A 14,351-nucleotide genomic window follows, 5' to 3' on the forward strand; every position below is an offset into this window, starting at 1 on the left:
TCTTTTGATTAAACCACAGCCTCCTGGCGGATTCAATCGGAACACGCGCTAACGCAGCGCCGATTTCAAGTCCAGCGCAAATTGCCGCGCCTGTCCATCCTGCATGTTGGAGACCGTGATGCGGATCGCTTGCGACTGCGCCTGCACATCGTAAGCGCTGCCCAGCCGCACCAGCCAGCCTTTTTTGGCCAGCGCGTAAGCCACGTCCCTGGCGTCGCGGTCGAGCGGTATCCAGACGTTGAGGCCGTCCGCCGGCGGCGGCAGCCTGATGCCCTGTGCGATCAGCTCGCTGCGCAGTTCGGCGCGGCGGGCCGCATAGCCGGCGCGGGCGGCCGCAATCTGCTGCTGCACCGCGGGTGCGCCGAGGCAGGCCGCCACCACGGTCTGCAGGATGCGGCTGACCCAGCTCATGCCCGGCGCCAGGCGGGTGCGCAGGCGGGCGGCGGTGCCGGCGTCGCAGGCCACGAAGGCCAGCCGCATGTCCGGCCCCAGGCCCTTGGAAACGGAACGCAGCACGGCCCAGCGCGTGGCCGGGGATGGAATCACCGAGTGGTAGGGTTCGCTGGCCAGCAAAGCGAAATGGTCGTCGACGATGATCAGCACATTGGGGTGCCCGGCCAGCACGCGCTTGAGCTCTTCGGCGCGCCGCCTGGACAGGCTGCAGCCGGTCGGGTTGTTGGCGCGCGGCGTCAGCAGCACGGCGCGTGCGCCCTGTTCCAGTGCACGCTGCAGGGCTTGCGGCTGCATGCCTTCGTCATCGATCGGCACGCCGATGGTCTGCATGCCGCTCAGGCGCAGGGCATTGATCGAGCCGAGGAAGCATGGGTCTTCCACCGCCACCTTGTCGCCGGCCACCAGTTGCGCGGCGGCCAGCCGTTCGATGCCGTCCACCGCGCCGTTGGTCAGTTCCAGTTCCCAGCCGGGCGGACAGTCGTCGGCAAACCAGCTAAGGCCCGCGGCGCGCAGTTCGGGCAGGATGGTGTCCTCGCCGTACAGGGCCGAGCGCAGCGGGCGGCCGGCCAGCAGCGGGCTGGCGTCCGGCAGCCAGTTGAGGTTGGGATTGCCGTGGGCAAGGTCGATCAGCGGGGTGTCGCCGCTCAGGCCTTCCTGTTCGCCGGCTTGCGGCGCCGTGGCGATGCTGGTGCCGTGCCGGCCTTGCGCCAGTGCCAGCCCGGCCTTGGTCAGGCGCTGGTAGGCGGCGGCCACGGTGTTGCGGTTGACGCCCAGGGTTTCGGCCAGTTCGCGCACGGGCGGCAGCGTGTCGCCGGGATGATAGTGGCCGTTCTGCACCAGCGCGCGGATGCAGTCGGCAATTTCAATGGCAGTGGTTCCGGTAATCTTTGACATTGTCCTAGGACATAGTGTTATTATGTACCAGACATTCTACCATTCTCAGGAGTTACGCCATGTTTTCCGGTCTCAGCGCATTCCCTATTACGCCCCTCAATGAAGACGGTATCGACGCAGCGGCCTATGGCCGGCTGGTGCAGCGTCTGGCCGCCGCCGGCGTGGACTCGATCGGCGCCCTGGGTTCAACTGGCTGCTACCCCTACCTGAGCCGGGCCGAGCGGGCACGGGCGGCACAACTGGCGGTGGAGCATGCGGACGGCGTCCCTGTAATGGTCGGCATCGGCGCGCTGCGCACGCGCGATGTGCTGGCGTTGGCCGAAGACGCGCAGAAGGCTGGCGCCAGCGCGGTGCTGCTGGCGCCGGTGTCGTACCACGCCTTGACGGCGGACGAGGTGTATGGGCTGTACGAGACGGTGACGCGTCATCTGTCGATCCCGCTGTGCGTGTATGACAATCCCGGCACCACGCGCTTTCACTTCAGCGATGAATTGCATGGCCGCATCGCGCAATTGCCGCATGTCGGCTCGATCAAGATTCCGGGCGTGCCGGCCGATCCGGTGGAGGCGGCGCAGCGCGTGGGCCGCCTGCGCGCGCTCATCCCGGACAGCGTCACCATCGGCGTCAGCGGCGACTGGTTTGGCGCGACCGGCCTGAACGCCGGCTGCGAGGCATGGTACTCGGTGATCGGCGGCCTGTTTCCGCAAACCACGCTGGCCATCAGCCGCGCCGCCAGCAAGGAACAGGCAACGCGGCTGTCCGAGCGCCTGCAGCCCTACTGGGATCTGATCGCCCGCCATGGCGGCAGCCTGCGCGTCACCGCCAGCGCGCTGGAAATCCTCGGCCTGGTGCCAGGCCCCTGCCTGCCCCGGCCGCTGCAATCCCTGGCGGCCGCCGACCGCGCCGAACTGGCCAGGCTGATCGACACCCTGGAACTGGCATGACCGCTCTGGCACGCGCTGCCGTTCCCGCGAGTGCCGGGACTGCGCCGCGCGGCGCCCTCGCCCGCTATGTCGCCGCGGCCTCGCTGGCGCGGATGGCGGATGGCGGCGCGGTGGTGGCGGTGGTCCTGCTTGCCACCACGCGCGGCGACGGCGGCCAGGTCGCCGGCGTGCTGGGCGCCTGCCTGACCGCGCCCCACCTGCTCGGTCCCTTCGTCGCGCGCCGCATCGACCTGGCCGACGACGGCCGCAAAATCATCGCCCTGGCCTGTCTGCTATACGCCGCCGCGCTGGCCGCCGCCGTCGCCACTTACGGCCGCGTGCCGCTCGCCCTGACCGGCCTGCTGCTGGCACTGGCCGGCCTGTGCGGCCCCTTGCTGACCGGCGGCATCAGCACCCGCTTGCCCGCCATCGCCGGCTGCGGCGCCGACCTGCGCCGCGCCCAAGGCTGGGACGTCGCCACTTACGGCATCGGCGGCACCGTCGGCCCCTCCATGGTGGCCGCCGTCTCGGCCTGGGGATCACCCGCGCTGGCCGCACATTGTCTGGCCGCGGCCACCTTCCTGGCCGCCGGGCTGGTGATGCGCCTGCCCTACGCCGCGCCCGGGCATGGCGGCAATCCGCAAGCCGTACCCGGCGCATGGCGCACCATTGCCCTGATCGCCGGCAACGGCAAACTGCGCCGCACCCTCTACATGACCGTGCTGGTGGCGTTCTGCATGGCCGCGCTGCCGATCACCGCCGTCCAGATGACCGGCCGGCTCGGCATCCCGCTGGCCGGCGCGGCAGCCATGACCGCCGCCTACGGCATCGGCAATCTGTCGGGATCGGTCGGCGTCATGCTGCGCCCCTTGCGCGGCAGCCCGGACCGGCTGATGACCCGCCTCGCCCTGTGTGCCGCAAGCGGCCTGTGCGCCATCATGCTCAGCGACGGCTGGCAACTGGCGGTGTGCCTGTTCTGGATCGCCGGCGTGGCGAACGCCTTCTTCTTTGCCGCCACCCTGGCCGCGCGCACCGAATACGCGCCCGCCAACGCCCGCGGCCAGATCTTCCTGTGGGTGGCGGCCCTGAAAATCACGGCCGGCTCAGCGGGCACCGCCAGCGCCGGCCTGCTGTCCAGCTGGGACGCCCGCACGCCACTGCTCGCCGGCACCCTCCTCATCACCACTGCCGCCATGCTGGCCTACCTACCCAAAAGAACGAGCGGCTTATCTCTTCGGGAGGAATTGGGGCGGCAGCGGAAGGTCTAAGATTTGACGGCTCATCCCACCTTTACCGGAGACCGTCATGAAACTTTACCGCCATCTTATTGCAGCCGCGCTGTTTGCCTTATCGGGAGCGGCGTCGGCCGCTGGCTTTACGGACATTAAGCAGATCAACGCCGGCGACCTCAATGTCGGCTATGTCGATCAGGGGCCGGCCAACGGTCCGGTGGTGATCCTGCTGCACGGCTGGCCGTATGACATCAACAGCTACGTCGATGTGGCGCCGCTGCTGACCAAGGCCGGCTACCGCGTCATCATCCCGCACCTGCGCGGCTACGGCAGCACCCGCTTCCTCAACGCCAGCACGCCACGCAACGGCGAGCCGGCCGCGCTGGCCGCCGATATCGTCGCCCTGATGGATGCACTGAACATCGAAAAAGCCACACTGGCCGGCTACGACTGGGGCGCGCGCACCGCCGACATCATTGCCGCCCTGTGGCCGCAGCGCGTCACCGGACTGGTCTCGGTCAGCGGCTATCTGATCGGCAGCCAGGAAGCCGGCAAGCAGCCACTGCCGCCGGCCGCCGAACTGCAATGGTGGTATCAGTTCTACTTCGCCACCGAACGCGGCCGCGCCGGCTACCAGAAGAACCACCGCGATTTCGCCAAACTGATCTGGAAACTGGCCTCGCCGCAATGGCATTTCGATGACGCCACCTACGCCCTCAGCGCCGCCTCGCTGGAGAACCCGGACCACGCCGCCATCACCATCTCCAACTACCGCTGGCGCCTGGGCCTGGAACCGGGCGAGGCCCGATACCAGGAACTCGAAGACAACCTGGCGAAGACGCCCAACATCAGCGTGCCGACCATCACCATGGAAGGCGACGCCAACGGCGCGCCGCATCCGGAACCGGCCAGCTACGCCAAGCGCTTCACCGGCAAGTACCAGCACCAGCAGATCAACGGCGGCATCGGCCACAACCTGCCGCAGGAAGCGCCCAAGGCCTTTGCCGACGCCGTCATCGCCGTCGGCCGCCTGTAATTACTCGCCGGGGGACTTGAACAAGTCCTCCAGGTCGGCGCGCGTGGTGGGCTTGCGCACCACGCCGCGCCGGCCGGTATATTCATCCTCGATATTGTCGCGGTAGTAGCTCCACGCCGAACCGGAGCTGGACAGCTTGCGCCACACCTCGTTGCCCACGCCCGAATAGTCGATGGCACTGCCATCCTCAAACTCCACCCGCAACAGCTTGTCGCGCGCGTCATAGCCGATGGCCCGCAATTTCCCCGCATTGATGCGCTTCATTTCCATGCCGGCCTCCCTGGTCGGTTAAGTACTGCCGCGCTGGATAAACTGGAAACCGGTATCTGTCAGGCAGCTCACCGCCTTGCCTTCCAGCCGATCCAGGATCGCCTGCGCCGCCACACGTCCGATATTAGCGCCATCGACGCGCACAGTCGATAGCGGCGGATGGGTGCGCGTCGCAAAATTCAGATCGCCAAAGCCGACCACCGCCAATTGTTGCGGCACCGCCAGTCCGCGCGCGATGGCTTCGGTCAACACGCCGTGCGCCAGCGTGTCGGAACTGCACACCACCGCATCCACATCCGCACAGCGCTCCAGCAACTGCGCCAGGCCATCGCGCCCCAGCGCAAAGGTGGATGGCAAGGGCATGACCTGTATCGCCCTCACCTGCAAACCATGTTTGGCCAGCCCGGCCTGCAAGCCCTGGTTGCGGCGCTGCGCGCGCGGATCTTCCACCGCCAGGATGGCGATCCGCTGGTAGCCGCGCTCCAGCAAATGCTGGGCAATCGCATGGCCCACTTCCTCGTGCGAGAAGCCGACCATCATGTCGATCGGCGACGGCGTCAGGTCCCAGGCCTCCACCACCGGCACCTGCGCCGCCTGCAGGCGGCGGCGCGTGCTGTCGGTGTGCAGCGAGCCGGTCAGGATCACCCCATCCGGACGGCGGCTGAGGATGGTCTCGACCAGCACCTCCTCGCGCCAGGCCTCGTAGCTGGACAAGCCCAGCATCACCTGATAGCCGGCCGCAGTAAGATGATCGCTGGCCGCCTGCACCATGTCGGCAAAGATCGGCGTCGAGATGGTCGGCAGCACCAGCGACACCAGCCTGCTGCGGCTGGAGGCCAGCGCGCCAGCCATCATGTTTTTCACGTAGCCGGTCTGCTGCACCGCCGCCTGCACTTTGGCCACGGTATTCGGCCGCACCAGATGCGGCTGGTTCAGCGCGCGCGAGACGGTAATTGGCGACACGCCCGCCACCTTGGCCACATCCGCCAGCGTGGCGCCGCTGACACTGATCTCGCCGGCGGCCGTGCGCAACGTGCGCAGCTCGCTCATAAACACCTCGCTATAAAAAGAGGTGCCATTGTAGCATCGCACATCATTTTCTATCATTTTAAAAACCTAAAATCCGCAGGTTTCCCTTGAAAATGCTGGGATACATGGTTACCATGCAAATGACAGCGCAATCATTTTAGAAGGATTATCATGCAAGACACCCCACGTATCGTTGCCGTGCGCGTTATTCCCGTGGCCGGCCGCGACAGCATGCTGCTCAACCTGAGCGGCGCCCATGGCCCCTATTTCACCCGCAACATCGTCATCCTGACCGACAGCGCCGGCAACACCGGCGTCGGCGAAGTGCCGGGCGGCGAGAAAATCCGCCAGACGCTGGAAGATGCGCGCCCGCTGCTGCTGAATCAGCCGATCGGCAACTACAACGCCATCCTGAACGCCGCCCGCGCCGCCTTTGCCGACCGCGATGCCGGCGGCCGTGGCCTGCAAACCTTCGACCTGCGCATCGCCATCCACGCCGTCACCGCACTGGAAGCGGCACTGCTGGACCTGGTGGGGAAATTCCTCGGCGTGCCGGTGGCCGCCCTGCTGGGCGAGGGCCAGCAGCGTAGCGAAGTCGAGATGCTGGGCTATCTGTTCTACATTGGCGACCGCAATGCCACCAACCTGCCCTACGCCGGCGTGCCGGATGACGCCAGCGACAACTGGACCCGCATCCGCACCGAGCAGGCGGTCACGCCGGAAGCCGTGGTGCGCCTGGCCGAAGCCGCCTATGAGCGCTACGGCTTCAACGACTTCAAGCTGAAAGGCGGCGTGTTCCGCGGCGAGGAAGAAATCGAAGCGGTCACCGCCATCCACGAACGCTTCCCACAGGCGCGCGTGACGCTGGACCCGAACGGCGGCTGGCTGCTCAAGGACGCCATCCGCCTGTGCCGCGACAAGGGCGACGTGCTGGCCTACGCCGAAGACCCATGCGGCGCCGAGAACGGCTACTCCGGCCGCGAGGTGATGGCCGAGTTCCGCCGCGCCACCGGCTTGCTGACCGCCACCAACATGGTCGCCACCGACTGGCGCGAAATGCGCCATGCCATCCAGCTGCAATCGGTCGACATTCCGCTGGCCGACCCGCACTTCTGGACCATGCAGGGCTCGGTCCGCGTGGCGCAGATGTGCCATGAATGGGGCCTGACCTGGGGCTCGCACTCGAACAACCACTTCGACGTCTCGCTGGCCATGTTCACCCACGTGGCGGCCGCCGCGCCGGGCAATATCACCGCCATCGATACCCACTGGATCTGGCAGGATGGCCAGCACCTGACCAAAAACCCGCTGCAGATCAAGGGCGGCATGGTGCAGGTGCCGACCGCGCCGGGCCTCGGCGTGGAGCTGGACATGGACGCCATCGATGCCGCCCACCACCTGTACAACAACATGGGCCTGGGCGCGCGTGACGACGCGGTGGCGATGCAGTTCCTGATCCCGGGCTGGCAGTTCAACAACAAGATGCCTTGCATGGTTCGCTAACACCGATAACAACAACGAACCTGGAGACAAGCATGACTACCGCAGCAACCACCACAGGCGGCACCGCAGCCGCCGTCCCGGCCGTGCTCGACACGGCGGTCAGCAAAGTCAAATGGCGCATCCTGCCGCTGTTTGTGGTGATGTTCATCGCCAACTACATCGACCGCGTCAACATCGGCTTTGTGCGTTCACATCTGGAAAAAGACCTCGGCATCGGCGCGGCGGCGTTCGGTTTTGGCGCCGGCGTGTTTTTCCTGGCTTACGCCCTGTTTGAAGTGCCCTCCAACATCCTGCAGCAGCGTTTCGGCGCCAAGGCCTGGCTGACCCGCATCATGGCCAGCTGGGGCGTGGTGGCGACCGGCATGGCCTTTGTGCAGGGCGAGATGTCGTTCTACGTGATGCGTTTCCTGCTGGGCGTGGCCGAAGCCGGCTTCTTCCCCGGCGTGGTCTACTACTTTACCCAGTGGCTGCCGAACCGCGAGCGCGGCAAGGCCATGGCCATCTTCCTGAGCGGTTCGGCGCTGGCGTCGGTGATGTCGGGGCCGCTGTCCGGGGCGCTGCTGTCGATTGAAGGCGGCGGCTTCCACGGCTGGCAATGGATGTTCATTATTGAAGGCCTGGCCTCGGTGGCGCTGTGTTTTGTGGTGTGGTTCTTCCTCGACTCGCGTCCGGAAGACGCCAGGTGGCTCAGCGATGCCGAGCGCACCGCCCTGGCCACCGTGATCGCCGCCGAGAAGAAGGAGCGCGACGCCGCCAAGCCGGCCCACGCCAGCATGTTCACGCTGTTGAAGGACAGCCGCATCGCCCTGTTCTGCTTCATCTACTTCGCGATCCAGCTGACCATCTACGGCGCCACCTTCTGGCTGCCCAGCATCATCAAGAAGATGGGCCATTTCAGCGAATTCCAGATCGGCCTGTTCAACTCAATCCCGTGGATCATCTCGATTGCGGCCATGTATATGTTTGCCTCGCTGGCGCAGAAGTACCGCCACCAGCAGGCATGGGTGGCGGTGGCGCTGGTGATTGCGGCCTGCGGCATGTTTGCCTCCACCACCGGCGGTCCGGTGTTTGCGTTCGTGGCGATCTGCTTTGCCGGCATCGGCTTCAAGGCGGCTTCATCGCTGTTCTGGCCGATCCCGCAAGGCTATCTGGACAGCCGCATCGCCGCCGCCGTGATCGCGCTGATCAACTCGCTGGGCAACCTGGGCGGCTTCGTGGCGCCGGCCACCTTCGGCTACCTGGAGCAGAAGACCGGCTCCATCCAGGGCGGTCTGTACGCCCTGGCCGCCGCTTCGGTGATCGCTGCGGGCCTGGTGTTCCTGACCCGCCGCCGCAAGCCGGCTTAATCCGGCAGGATGGCGCGGAAAGTAATCTCGATCAGCTGTTCAGGGAATGCCAGCCTGGACACGCCGATCAGATTGCTGGCGATGGCGGGTTGCGCGCTGGCGTACATCTCCTTGCGCACCTCGCCAGCCACCTTGAAGGCGGCGTCCACGTCCAGCACGAACAGCGTTTCTTCCACCACGTTGTCGAGCGTGGCGCCGAACTGCGCCAGCAGTTCGACGGCGTTCCCATAGGTCTGGCGCATCTGCGCTGCCATGGTATCGAAATCGCGCGGCTTGCCGTCGGCGCCCAGTGCGGCGGGCGCCACCAGATTGCCCTGCTTGTCGTGGCTCAGCTGGCCGGAAATGTAGATGGTGTCCTTCACCTTCACGGCCTGGGTGTAGCCGTAAATGCCTTCCCAGGCCACGCCGAGGTTGGCGGTCTGCTTGTTTAACGTCGAGGTAGTCATGTCTTTCTTCCCGGTGAATGAATCGAGCAAGAAGCATAGACAATCGCGCGGCAGCCCGCGTCACCACATATAGGCGTTGCGCGTACGCCTTATTGCAGAAGCGCGCCTCAGTCCCTGGCCAGCGGGCGCACGTAGTTCAGCAGGCTGACCAGGGTCTTGCCCGGCTCTTCGAATTGCACCAGGTGCGAGGAGTTTTCAAACCAGACGGCGCGTTTATAAGGCGCCTTGACCTTGGCCAGCCAGGCCGCCGTCGGTTCGGACGGCGTGGTGTAGTCATGACGGCCCATGAACATCACCACCGGAATCGGGAACGATTTCACCGGCTTGAAGTCCACCTGCAGCCACTCGTTCAACACCCGCTCCAGCGTCAGCAGGCTGCCCTGGTCGATGGCTTGCGTGGCCTTGTCGTCATACTCGGGCGACAGCAGCGGCGCGTTGAAGTAGTAGGCGAAGTCGCTGCGGTAAGCCGCCAGGCCGCCGTAGTGCTGCGCCCAGTTGCGCTCGATGACGATGCGCTCGCGCGTGATCGGCGTATCGCCCGGATACGGCGCGATCGACTCCAGCTCCTTGATCGCCTTCTCATTCTTTTCCTTGCGCGCCTGCGCCATGGCGAAATCGAAGCTGACCTTTTCGTTATCCAGCATGCTGATCACCTGCCCGATGCCGACATAGGCGTGGAACAGGTCCGGCCGCGCCAATGCCGCCCGCATGCCCACCACCGTGCCCCAGCTGTGGCCGACCAGGATCACCTTGCGCTTGCCGTAACGTCGGGAGACGGCTTCGGTTACTTTCACCGCGTCATCAACAAACTGCTGGATGTTCAGGGTAGGGCGCACCTGGTCTGGAGCGTTTTCCAGATAGGTCTTGCCGGCGCCGCGCTGGTCGTAATTCACCACCGTGAAATACTCCTCCAACGGGCGCTGGTACATCCACATGGTGGGCGCGCTGGGTGATGCCGGCCCGCCATGCAGGAACAGCAGCACTGGATTCCTGCGGTCCTGGCCGCGCGTGTAGACCCACTGATCGATGCCGTTGACGTGCAGCTTGAAGTTCTCCTGCACGCCGTCTGGCGCGACAATGCGGCTGACGTCGCCGATGATCTCCCGCCCGGTCGGCGGCGCCGCCAGCACCGCCGGCAACGCCATGACCAACGCGACGGCCAGCGCCAGCCGCTTCATTTCTTGCGGTTGCCGTGCACCATCTGACGGGCCTGCTTGCGCAGCAGGGCCTGCTCCCAGCGCTGTTTCTGTTCCTCGGTTGCCGGCACCAGGGTCGGCACTTCCACCGGCTTGCGGTTGGAGTCCACCGCCACCATGGTGAAGTAGCAGCTGTTGGCATGGCGCACCAGGCGCTGCTGGATGTTTTCCGTCACCACGCGGATGCCCACCTCCATTGAGGTGCGGCCGGTGTAGTTGATCGAGGCAAGGAAGGTCACCAGTTCACCCACATGGATGGGCTGCAGGAACATCACCTGGTCCACCGACAGCGTCACCACATAACTGCCCGAGTAACGGCTGGCGCAGGCATAGGCCACGCTGTCCAGGTATTTCAGAATCGTGCCGCCGTGGACGTTGCCTGAAAAGTTGGCCATATCCGGCGTCATCAGCACGGTCATGCTCAGTTCGTGCTCCACCCAGTTCATCGGTTTTTCCATTGCCTAGCTCCTAGTTGTCTGTAACAACATGCTATCCGCTAAGCTTGCTATTCGCAAATAATGATTTGGACCGGTTTCAGCGCGAATGACGCTCGGTCAGTAATTGCCCGACGTCCTCGGCCACATCGGCGCAGGCATCCAGCACCAGCTCCAGCGGCTTCCACGCCGCCGCATCCTGCTTGAGCGCGCGCTCGGCCAATTGACTGAGGGTGGCCAACCGGTCGGCGCCCACCGTCCCGGCCAGGCCCTTCAGGACATGCAGCGCCGGCAAGGCGGCCGCGGTATCGTGCTCTTGGCTGGCATTGCGCAATTGCTCGGCCAGCCGTTCGGCTTCCACCGCGAAGCTGCGCAAGGCGATCAGGTACACCGACTCCAGTCCGCCCATCCGCTTCAGTGCCGCAGCGCTGTTCAAGCCGGCGTCTGGCAGCGGCATGGCGCCGCCCTCCTCGCCGGCCGGCGCCGCCGCCACCGCAGCCGCCGGCTCGGCAACGGCGGCCGGCGTCGTGCCGCGCGCATGCTGCAGGATCACGGCAATCAGTTGCTCCAGATCGAAAGGCTTGCCGATGTGGTCGGCCATGCCGGCCTCCAGCGCGGCAATGCGGTCGGCCGCCAGCGCGTTGGCGGTCATGGCCACGATGGCCGGCGTCGCCTTGCCCAGCTTGCCTTGAATGGCGCGCGTGGCCTGGTAGCCATCCATGCCCGGCATCTGGATATCCATCAGGATCAGGTCCGGCAAAGCGCCCGGACGGCTCAGGGCGGCAAGTGCGGCCTGGCCGGAGCTGGCCACCTCCACCTGTGCGCCCTCGTTGCCCAGCAGTTCGCTGGCCACCTGCTGGTTGGCCGGATTATCTTCCACCAGCAGCAGGCGCACGCCGGCCAGCCGCTGCTGCGCCGGTGCCGCCACCAGCTCCAGCGGCTGGCGCCGTTCAAGACGGGCGTCGGCCACGGCATCGAACAGCATCGAGGCCGTGACCGGCTTGACCACAAAGCCATCCAGCACCGGCCCCATTTCCTTGTGGCGCTGGGCCAGGATCTCGCGGTCATGCGCGGTCACCATCACGATCAGCGGCGTCTTGCCTTCCGGCGCCAGCTGGCGGATGCGGCAACTGGTTTCCCAGCCGTCCAGCGCCGGCATGCGCCAGTCGATGAACACCACGTCATACAGCTTGTGGCGCGCGATTTGCGCGGCAATCGCATCCAGCGCCTCGTAACCGTCGGCCGCCACCTCGACCCGCCAGCCAAACGAGGTGGCCATTTCGCGCAGCACCGTGCGCGCCACCGGGTTGTCGTCCACCACCAGACAGGACAGGCCACGCATCATGGCTTCCTGCGCCGGCAGCACGGCCGGCGACGCGGCTGGCGGCTGTTCGTCGGAGATGCCGAATTCCACCGTGAAATCAAACACGCTGCCATGGCCCGGCTCGCTCACCACGCGCAAGGTGCCGCCCATCAGGCGCACCAGCCGCTGGCTGATCGCCAGCCCCAGGCCGGTGCCGCCAAAGCGCCGCGCGGTCGAGGCTTCCGCCTGCGAGAAGCCGTCGAAGATGCGTTCGCACTGCTCGGGAGCGATGCCGATGCCGGTGTCGCGGATGGCAAACGCGATCGACAGGCTGCGCTCGCCCTGCGCCACCAGCTGGGCCGACACCACCACCTCGCCGCGCTCGGTGAACTTGATGGCATTGCCGGCCAGGTTGAGCAGGATCTGCTGCAGCCGCAGGGCATCGCCCACCACCATGGCCGGCAGCTCGGGCGCAATGCGGAACAGCACCTCGATATCCTTGGCGCCGACATTGGCCGACAGGATCACCGCCAGGTCGCGCCACAGCTTGTCCAGGCGGAATGGATGCGGATCGAGCGCCAGCTTGCCGGCTTCCACCTTGGAGAAGTCCAGCACATCGTTGAGCAGCCCGAGCAAGGCGCTGGCGGCCGCATGCGCCTTGTTGACGTAATCCTGCTGGCGCCCGCTCATCTCGGTCTGGCGCAGCAGCTGCAGCATACCCAGCACGGCGTTCATCGGCGAGCGGATCTCGTGACTCATATTGGCCACGAAGTCGGACTTGGCGCGGCCGGCCTTGTCGGCCGCTTCCTTGGCCTGCAGCAGCGCCTCGTGCGCGGTGCGCAGCTCGGTGGAATCGGTGCTGCTGCCGACCCAGCTGACGATGGCGCCGCTGGCATCCTTCTGCGGCAGCGCGTGATTGTCGAAGATGCGCCATTCGCCATCGTGGCGGCGCAGGCGGCAGTCGCAGCGGAACTGGTCGCCGCCCAGCAGCGCGCGCTGCCAGGCGGCCGTCACCACCGGCAGGTCATCCGGATGAATCACGCGCGACCAGTCGCCCGATGCGATCAGCTGGCCGGCCGGCATGCCGCTGAAATCTTCCCAGTGATGGCTGAGGAAGTCGATGCGCAGTTGCGGCGTGGCGGTCCACACCATTTGCGGCAGGCCCTCGGTCAACGAGCGCCAGCGCGATTCCGAGGCGGTCAGCCGGGCCAGCGAGGTTTGCAGCGCGCGGTCGGTCTCGCCCAGGGTCTGCAGCGCCTGGAACTGCTTCTCCAGGCCATAGCGCACGCCCACCAGCAGCGCCGCCGCCAGCCCCAGCAGGATAGCCAGGAAGATCGAGGCGTTGCGCACCTCCTTGTACCACGGCGCCAGGAAATCGTCGCTGGCCAGGCCCACCACCACATACACCGGATAGGCGCCGATCTTCTCCACACTGAGCGTGCGCTCGCGGCGGTCGCGCGGGCTGATGACGATATAGCTGGCACGCTGCTGCTTGCCGTCCAGGATGGCCTGGGTGGCCGGATTGACCTTGATGGTGCTGCCGATCGGCATGTCCGGCACTTCGGGATAGCGGTGCAGCACGCGCCGCTTGTCATCCAGCAGCACGATGGAACCGTGCGGGCCGACATTCAGGGCGGCAAACGCTTCGGTGATGCGGGCGCTGTTCATCACCACATAGGCGGTGCCGCCAAACTCGCCGCTCGGCAGGGTCAGCGGGTAGACCAGCGGCAGCACCCACTCGCCGCTGATGCGCGACTTGACCGGCACGCCAAAGATCAGTTGATGCTCATTCTGCACGCGCGCGTAAAACTCGCGGATGGTCAGATCCTGTGGATTGGCGAGGTCGACCTGTTCGCCGTACACCACCAGGCCGGCCGCGTTGGAGCCGCGCACCGCCTGCGCGTACGGCAGGCGCTCCTTCAGGCTGCGCAGGTAGGCGCTGAATTGGGCGTCGTCGAAACGGCGCTCCTGATGCAGGGTGCGGAATTCCTGGTCGGCGCGGCGCATGGCCAGCTCGGCCGCCTGAAAATGGGAGTTGAGGAAGTTTTCCAGCGAGACCGTGAGATTGTGCGCGGTGGCCTCGGCGCTGGCGTAGTAGCGCAGCCGGCTCTGATTCAGCACATGCACCACAAACACCGAGACGATCAGCAACACCACCACCACGGCCGTCACCAGCATGCCAAACAGTTTGCGAAACTTGTGCAGCGTGGTGATTCTCATGACGGACGGAGCTCTTGTTGGTGTATTAGCTCTACATTACAGAAAAAAAACGCTCCGTAGGAGCGT

12 protein-coding genes are annotated in these 14,351 nt (G+C 66.0%); 5 read left to right on the plus strand and 7 right to left on the minus strand.

What is annotated here, in order from left to right; genetic code table 11:
• Window positions 1–48: 48 nt before the first annotated feature.
• Window positions 49–1,347, minus strand: coding sequence for a transcriptional regulator PtsJ (gene ptsJ / locus ABDW57_RS26480; RefSeq protein WP_343733130.1), 1,299 nt, complete (start codon window positions 1,345–1,347; stop codon window positions 49–51).
• 59 nt (window positions 1,348–1,406) lie between these two features.
• Between ptsJ and ABDW57_RS26485 the strand changes: the two genes are divergently transcribed.
• The 3 genes from ABDW57_RS26485 to ABDW57_RS26495 are packed head-to-tail and all read left to right on the plus strand — an operon-like array spanning window position 1,407 to window position 4,538.
• Window positions 1,407–2,291 (plus strand): dihydrodipicolinate synthase family protein, encoded by an 885-nt coding sequence (locus ABDW57_RS26485; protein ID WP_343733131.1) that lies wholly within the window; start codon window positions 1,407–1,409, stop codon window positions 2,289–2,291.
• Window positions 2,288–3,538: an MFS transporter gene (locus tag ABDW57_RS26490; protein WP_343733132.1), complete on the plus strand. Its 1,251-nt coding sequence runs from the start codon at window positions 2,288–2,290 to the stop codon at window positions 3,536–3,538. Before ABDW57_RS26485 ends, ABDW57_RS26490 begins: the two co-directional genes overlap by 4 nt.
• Before the next feature lie 37 nt (window positions 3,539–3,575).
• Window positions 3,576–4,538, plus strand: a complete 963-nt coding sequence (locus ABDW57_RS26495) for an alpha/beta hydrolase (protein ID WP_343733133.1) — start codon at window positions 3,576–3,578, stop codon at window positions 4,536–4,538.
• Here the strand turns inward: ABDW57_RS26495 and ABDW57_RS26500 are convergent, their stop codons facing one another.
• Together ABDW57_RS26500 and ABDW57_RS26505 are read right to left on the minus strand one after the other, a co-directional pair.
• Window positions 4,539–4,808: a KTSC domain-containing protein gene (locus ABDW57_RS26500; RefSeq protein ID WP_343733134.1), complete on the minus strand. Its 270-nt coding sequence runs from the start codon at window positions 4,806–4,808 to the stop codon at window positions 4,539–4,541.
• An 18-nt stretch (window positions 4,809–4,826) separates the two neighbouring features.
• Window positions 4,827–5,858 carry a LacI family DNA-binding transcriptional regulator gene (locus tag ABDW57_RS26505; protein ID WP_343733135.1) on the minus strand — a complete coding sequence of 344 codons (1,032 nt, stop codon included), beginning with the start codon at window positions 5,856–5,858 and terminating at the stop codon, window positions 4,827–4,829.
• A gap of 150 nt (window positions 5,859–6,008) precedes the next feature.
• Between ABDW57_RS26505 and gudD the strand changes: the two genes are divergently transcribed.
• A complete protein-coding gene (gene gudD / locus ABDW57_RS26510) occupies window positions 6,009–7,340 on the plus strand; it encodes a glucarate dehydratase (RefSeq protein ID WP_343733136.1) in 1,332 nt (443 codons plus the stop codon).
• Window positions 7,341–7,372: 32 nt separating this feature from the next.
• Window positions 7,373–8,686, plus strand: coding sequence for an MFS transporter (locus ABDW57_RS26515; RefSeq protein WP_343733137.1), 1,314 nt, complete (start codon window positions 7,373–7,375; stop codon window positions 8,684–8,686).
• Here the strand turns inward: ABDW57_RS26515 and ABDW57_RS26520 are convergent.
• From ABDW57_RS26520 to ABDW57_RS26535, 4 genes are all read right to left on the minus strand, one after another.
• The gene (locus ABDW57_RS26520) at window positions 8,683–9,132 is read right to left on the minus strand and encodes a Rid family hydrolase (RefSeq protein WP_343733138.1); all 450 of its coding nucleotides are present in this window, start codon (window positions 9,130–9,132) and stop codon (window positions 8,683–8,685) included. The genes ABDW57_RS26515 and ABDW57_RS26520 overlap by 4 nt on opposite strands.
• A gap of 107 nt (window positions 9,133–9,239) precedes the next feature.
• On the minus strand, window positions 9,240–10,310 hold the full coding sequence (locus ABDW57_RS26525) for an alpha/beta hydrolase (protein WP_343733139.1): 1,071 nt from the start codon (window positions 10,308–10,310) through the stop codon (window positions 9,240–9,242).
• Window positions 10,307–10,774, minus strand: a complete 468-nt coding sequence (locus ABDW57_RS26530; protein WP_343733148.1) for an acyl-CoA thioesterase — start codon at window positions 10,772–10,774, stop codon at window positions 10,307–10,309. The genes ABDW57_RS26525 and ABDW57_RS26530 overlap by 4 nt, the downstream gene beginning before the upstream one ends.
• An 88-nt stretch (window positions 10,775–10,862) precedes the next feature.
• Window positions 10,863–14,285: a response regulator gene (locus ABDW57_RS26535; protein ID WP_343733140.1), complete on the minus strand. Its 3,423-nt coding sequence runs from the start codon at window positions 14,283–14,285 to the stop codon at window positions 10,863–10,865.
• Window positions 14,286–14,351: the final 66 nt, after the last annotated feature.

Source organism: Duganella sp. (assembly GCF_039595735.1).
Taxonomy (GTDB): Bacteria; Pseudomonadota; Gammaproteobacteria; order Burkholderiales; family Burkholderiaceae_D; genus Rugamonas.

What these genes read in the sequence shown, in the direction of transcription:
- ABDW57_RS26515 (WP_343733137.1), top strand. Translation starts at nt 7,373, where the DNA reads ATGACTACCGCAGCAACCACCACAGGCGGCACCGCAGCCGCCGTCCCG.
- ABDW57_RS26500 (WP_343733134.1), bottom strand. Translation starts at nt 4,808, where the DNA reads ATGGAAATGAAGCGCATCAATGCGGGGAAATTGCGGGCCATCGGCTAT.
- gudD (WP_343733136.1), top strand. Translation starts at nt 6,009, where the DNA reads ATGCAAGACACCCCACGTATCGTTGCCGTGCGCGTTATTCCCGTGGCC.
- ABDW57_RS26495 (WP_343733133.1), top strand. Translation starts at nt 3,576, where the DNA reads ATGAAACTTTACCGCCATCTTATTGCAGCCGCGCTGTTTGCCTTATCG.
- ABDW57_RS26520 (WP_343733138.1), bottom strand. Translation starts at nt 9,132, where the DNA reads ATGACTACCTCGACGTTAAACAAGCAGACCGCCAACCTCGGCGTGGCC.
- ABDW57_RS26485 (WP_343733131.1), top strand. Translation starts at nt 1,407, where the DNA reads ATGTTTTCCGGTCTCAGCGCATTCCCTATTACGCCCCTCAATGAAGAC.
- ABDW57_RS26525 (WP_343733139.1), bottom strand. Translation starts at nt 10,310, where the DNA reads ATGAAGCGGCTGGCGCTGGCCGTCGCGTTGGTCATGGCGTTGCCGGCG.
- ABDW57_RS26530 (WP_343733148.1), bottom strand. Translation starts at nt 10,774, where the DNA reads ATGAACTGGGTGGAGCACGAACTGAGCATGACCGTGCTGATGACGCCG.
- ABDW57_RS26535 (WP_343733140.1), bottom strand. Translation starts at nt 14,285, where the DNA reads ATGAGAATCACCACGCTGCACAAGTTTCGCAAACTGTTTGGCATGCTG.
- ABDW57_RS26505 (WP_343733135.1), bottom strand. Translation starts at nt 5,858, where the DNA reads ATGAGCGAGCTGCGCACGTTGCGCACGGCCGCCGGCGAGATCAGTGTC.
- ptsJ (WP_343733130.1), bottom strand. Translation starts at nt 1,347, where the DNA reads ATGTCAAAGATTACCGGAACCACTGCCATTGAAATTGCCGACTGCATC.
- ABDW57_RS26490 (WP_343733132.1), top strand. Translation starts at nt 2,288, where the DNA reads ATGACCGCTCTGGCACGCGCTGCCGTTCCCGCGAGTGCCGGGACTGCG.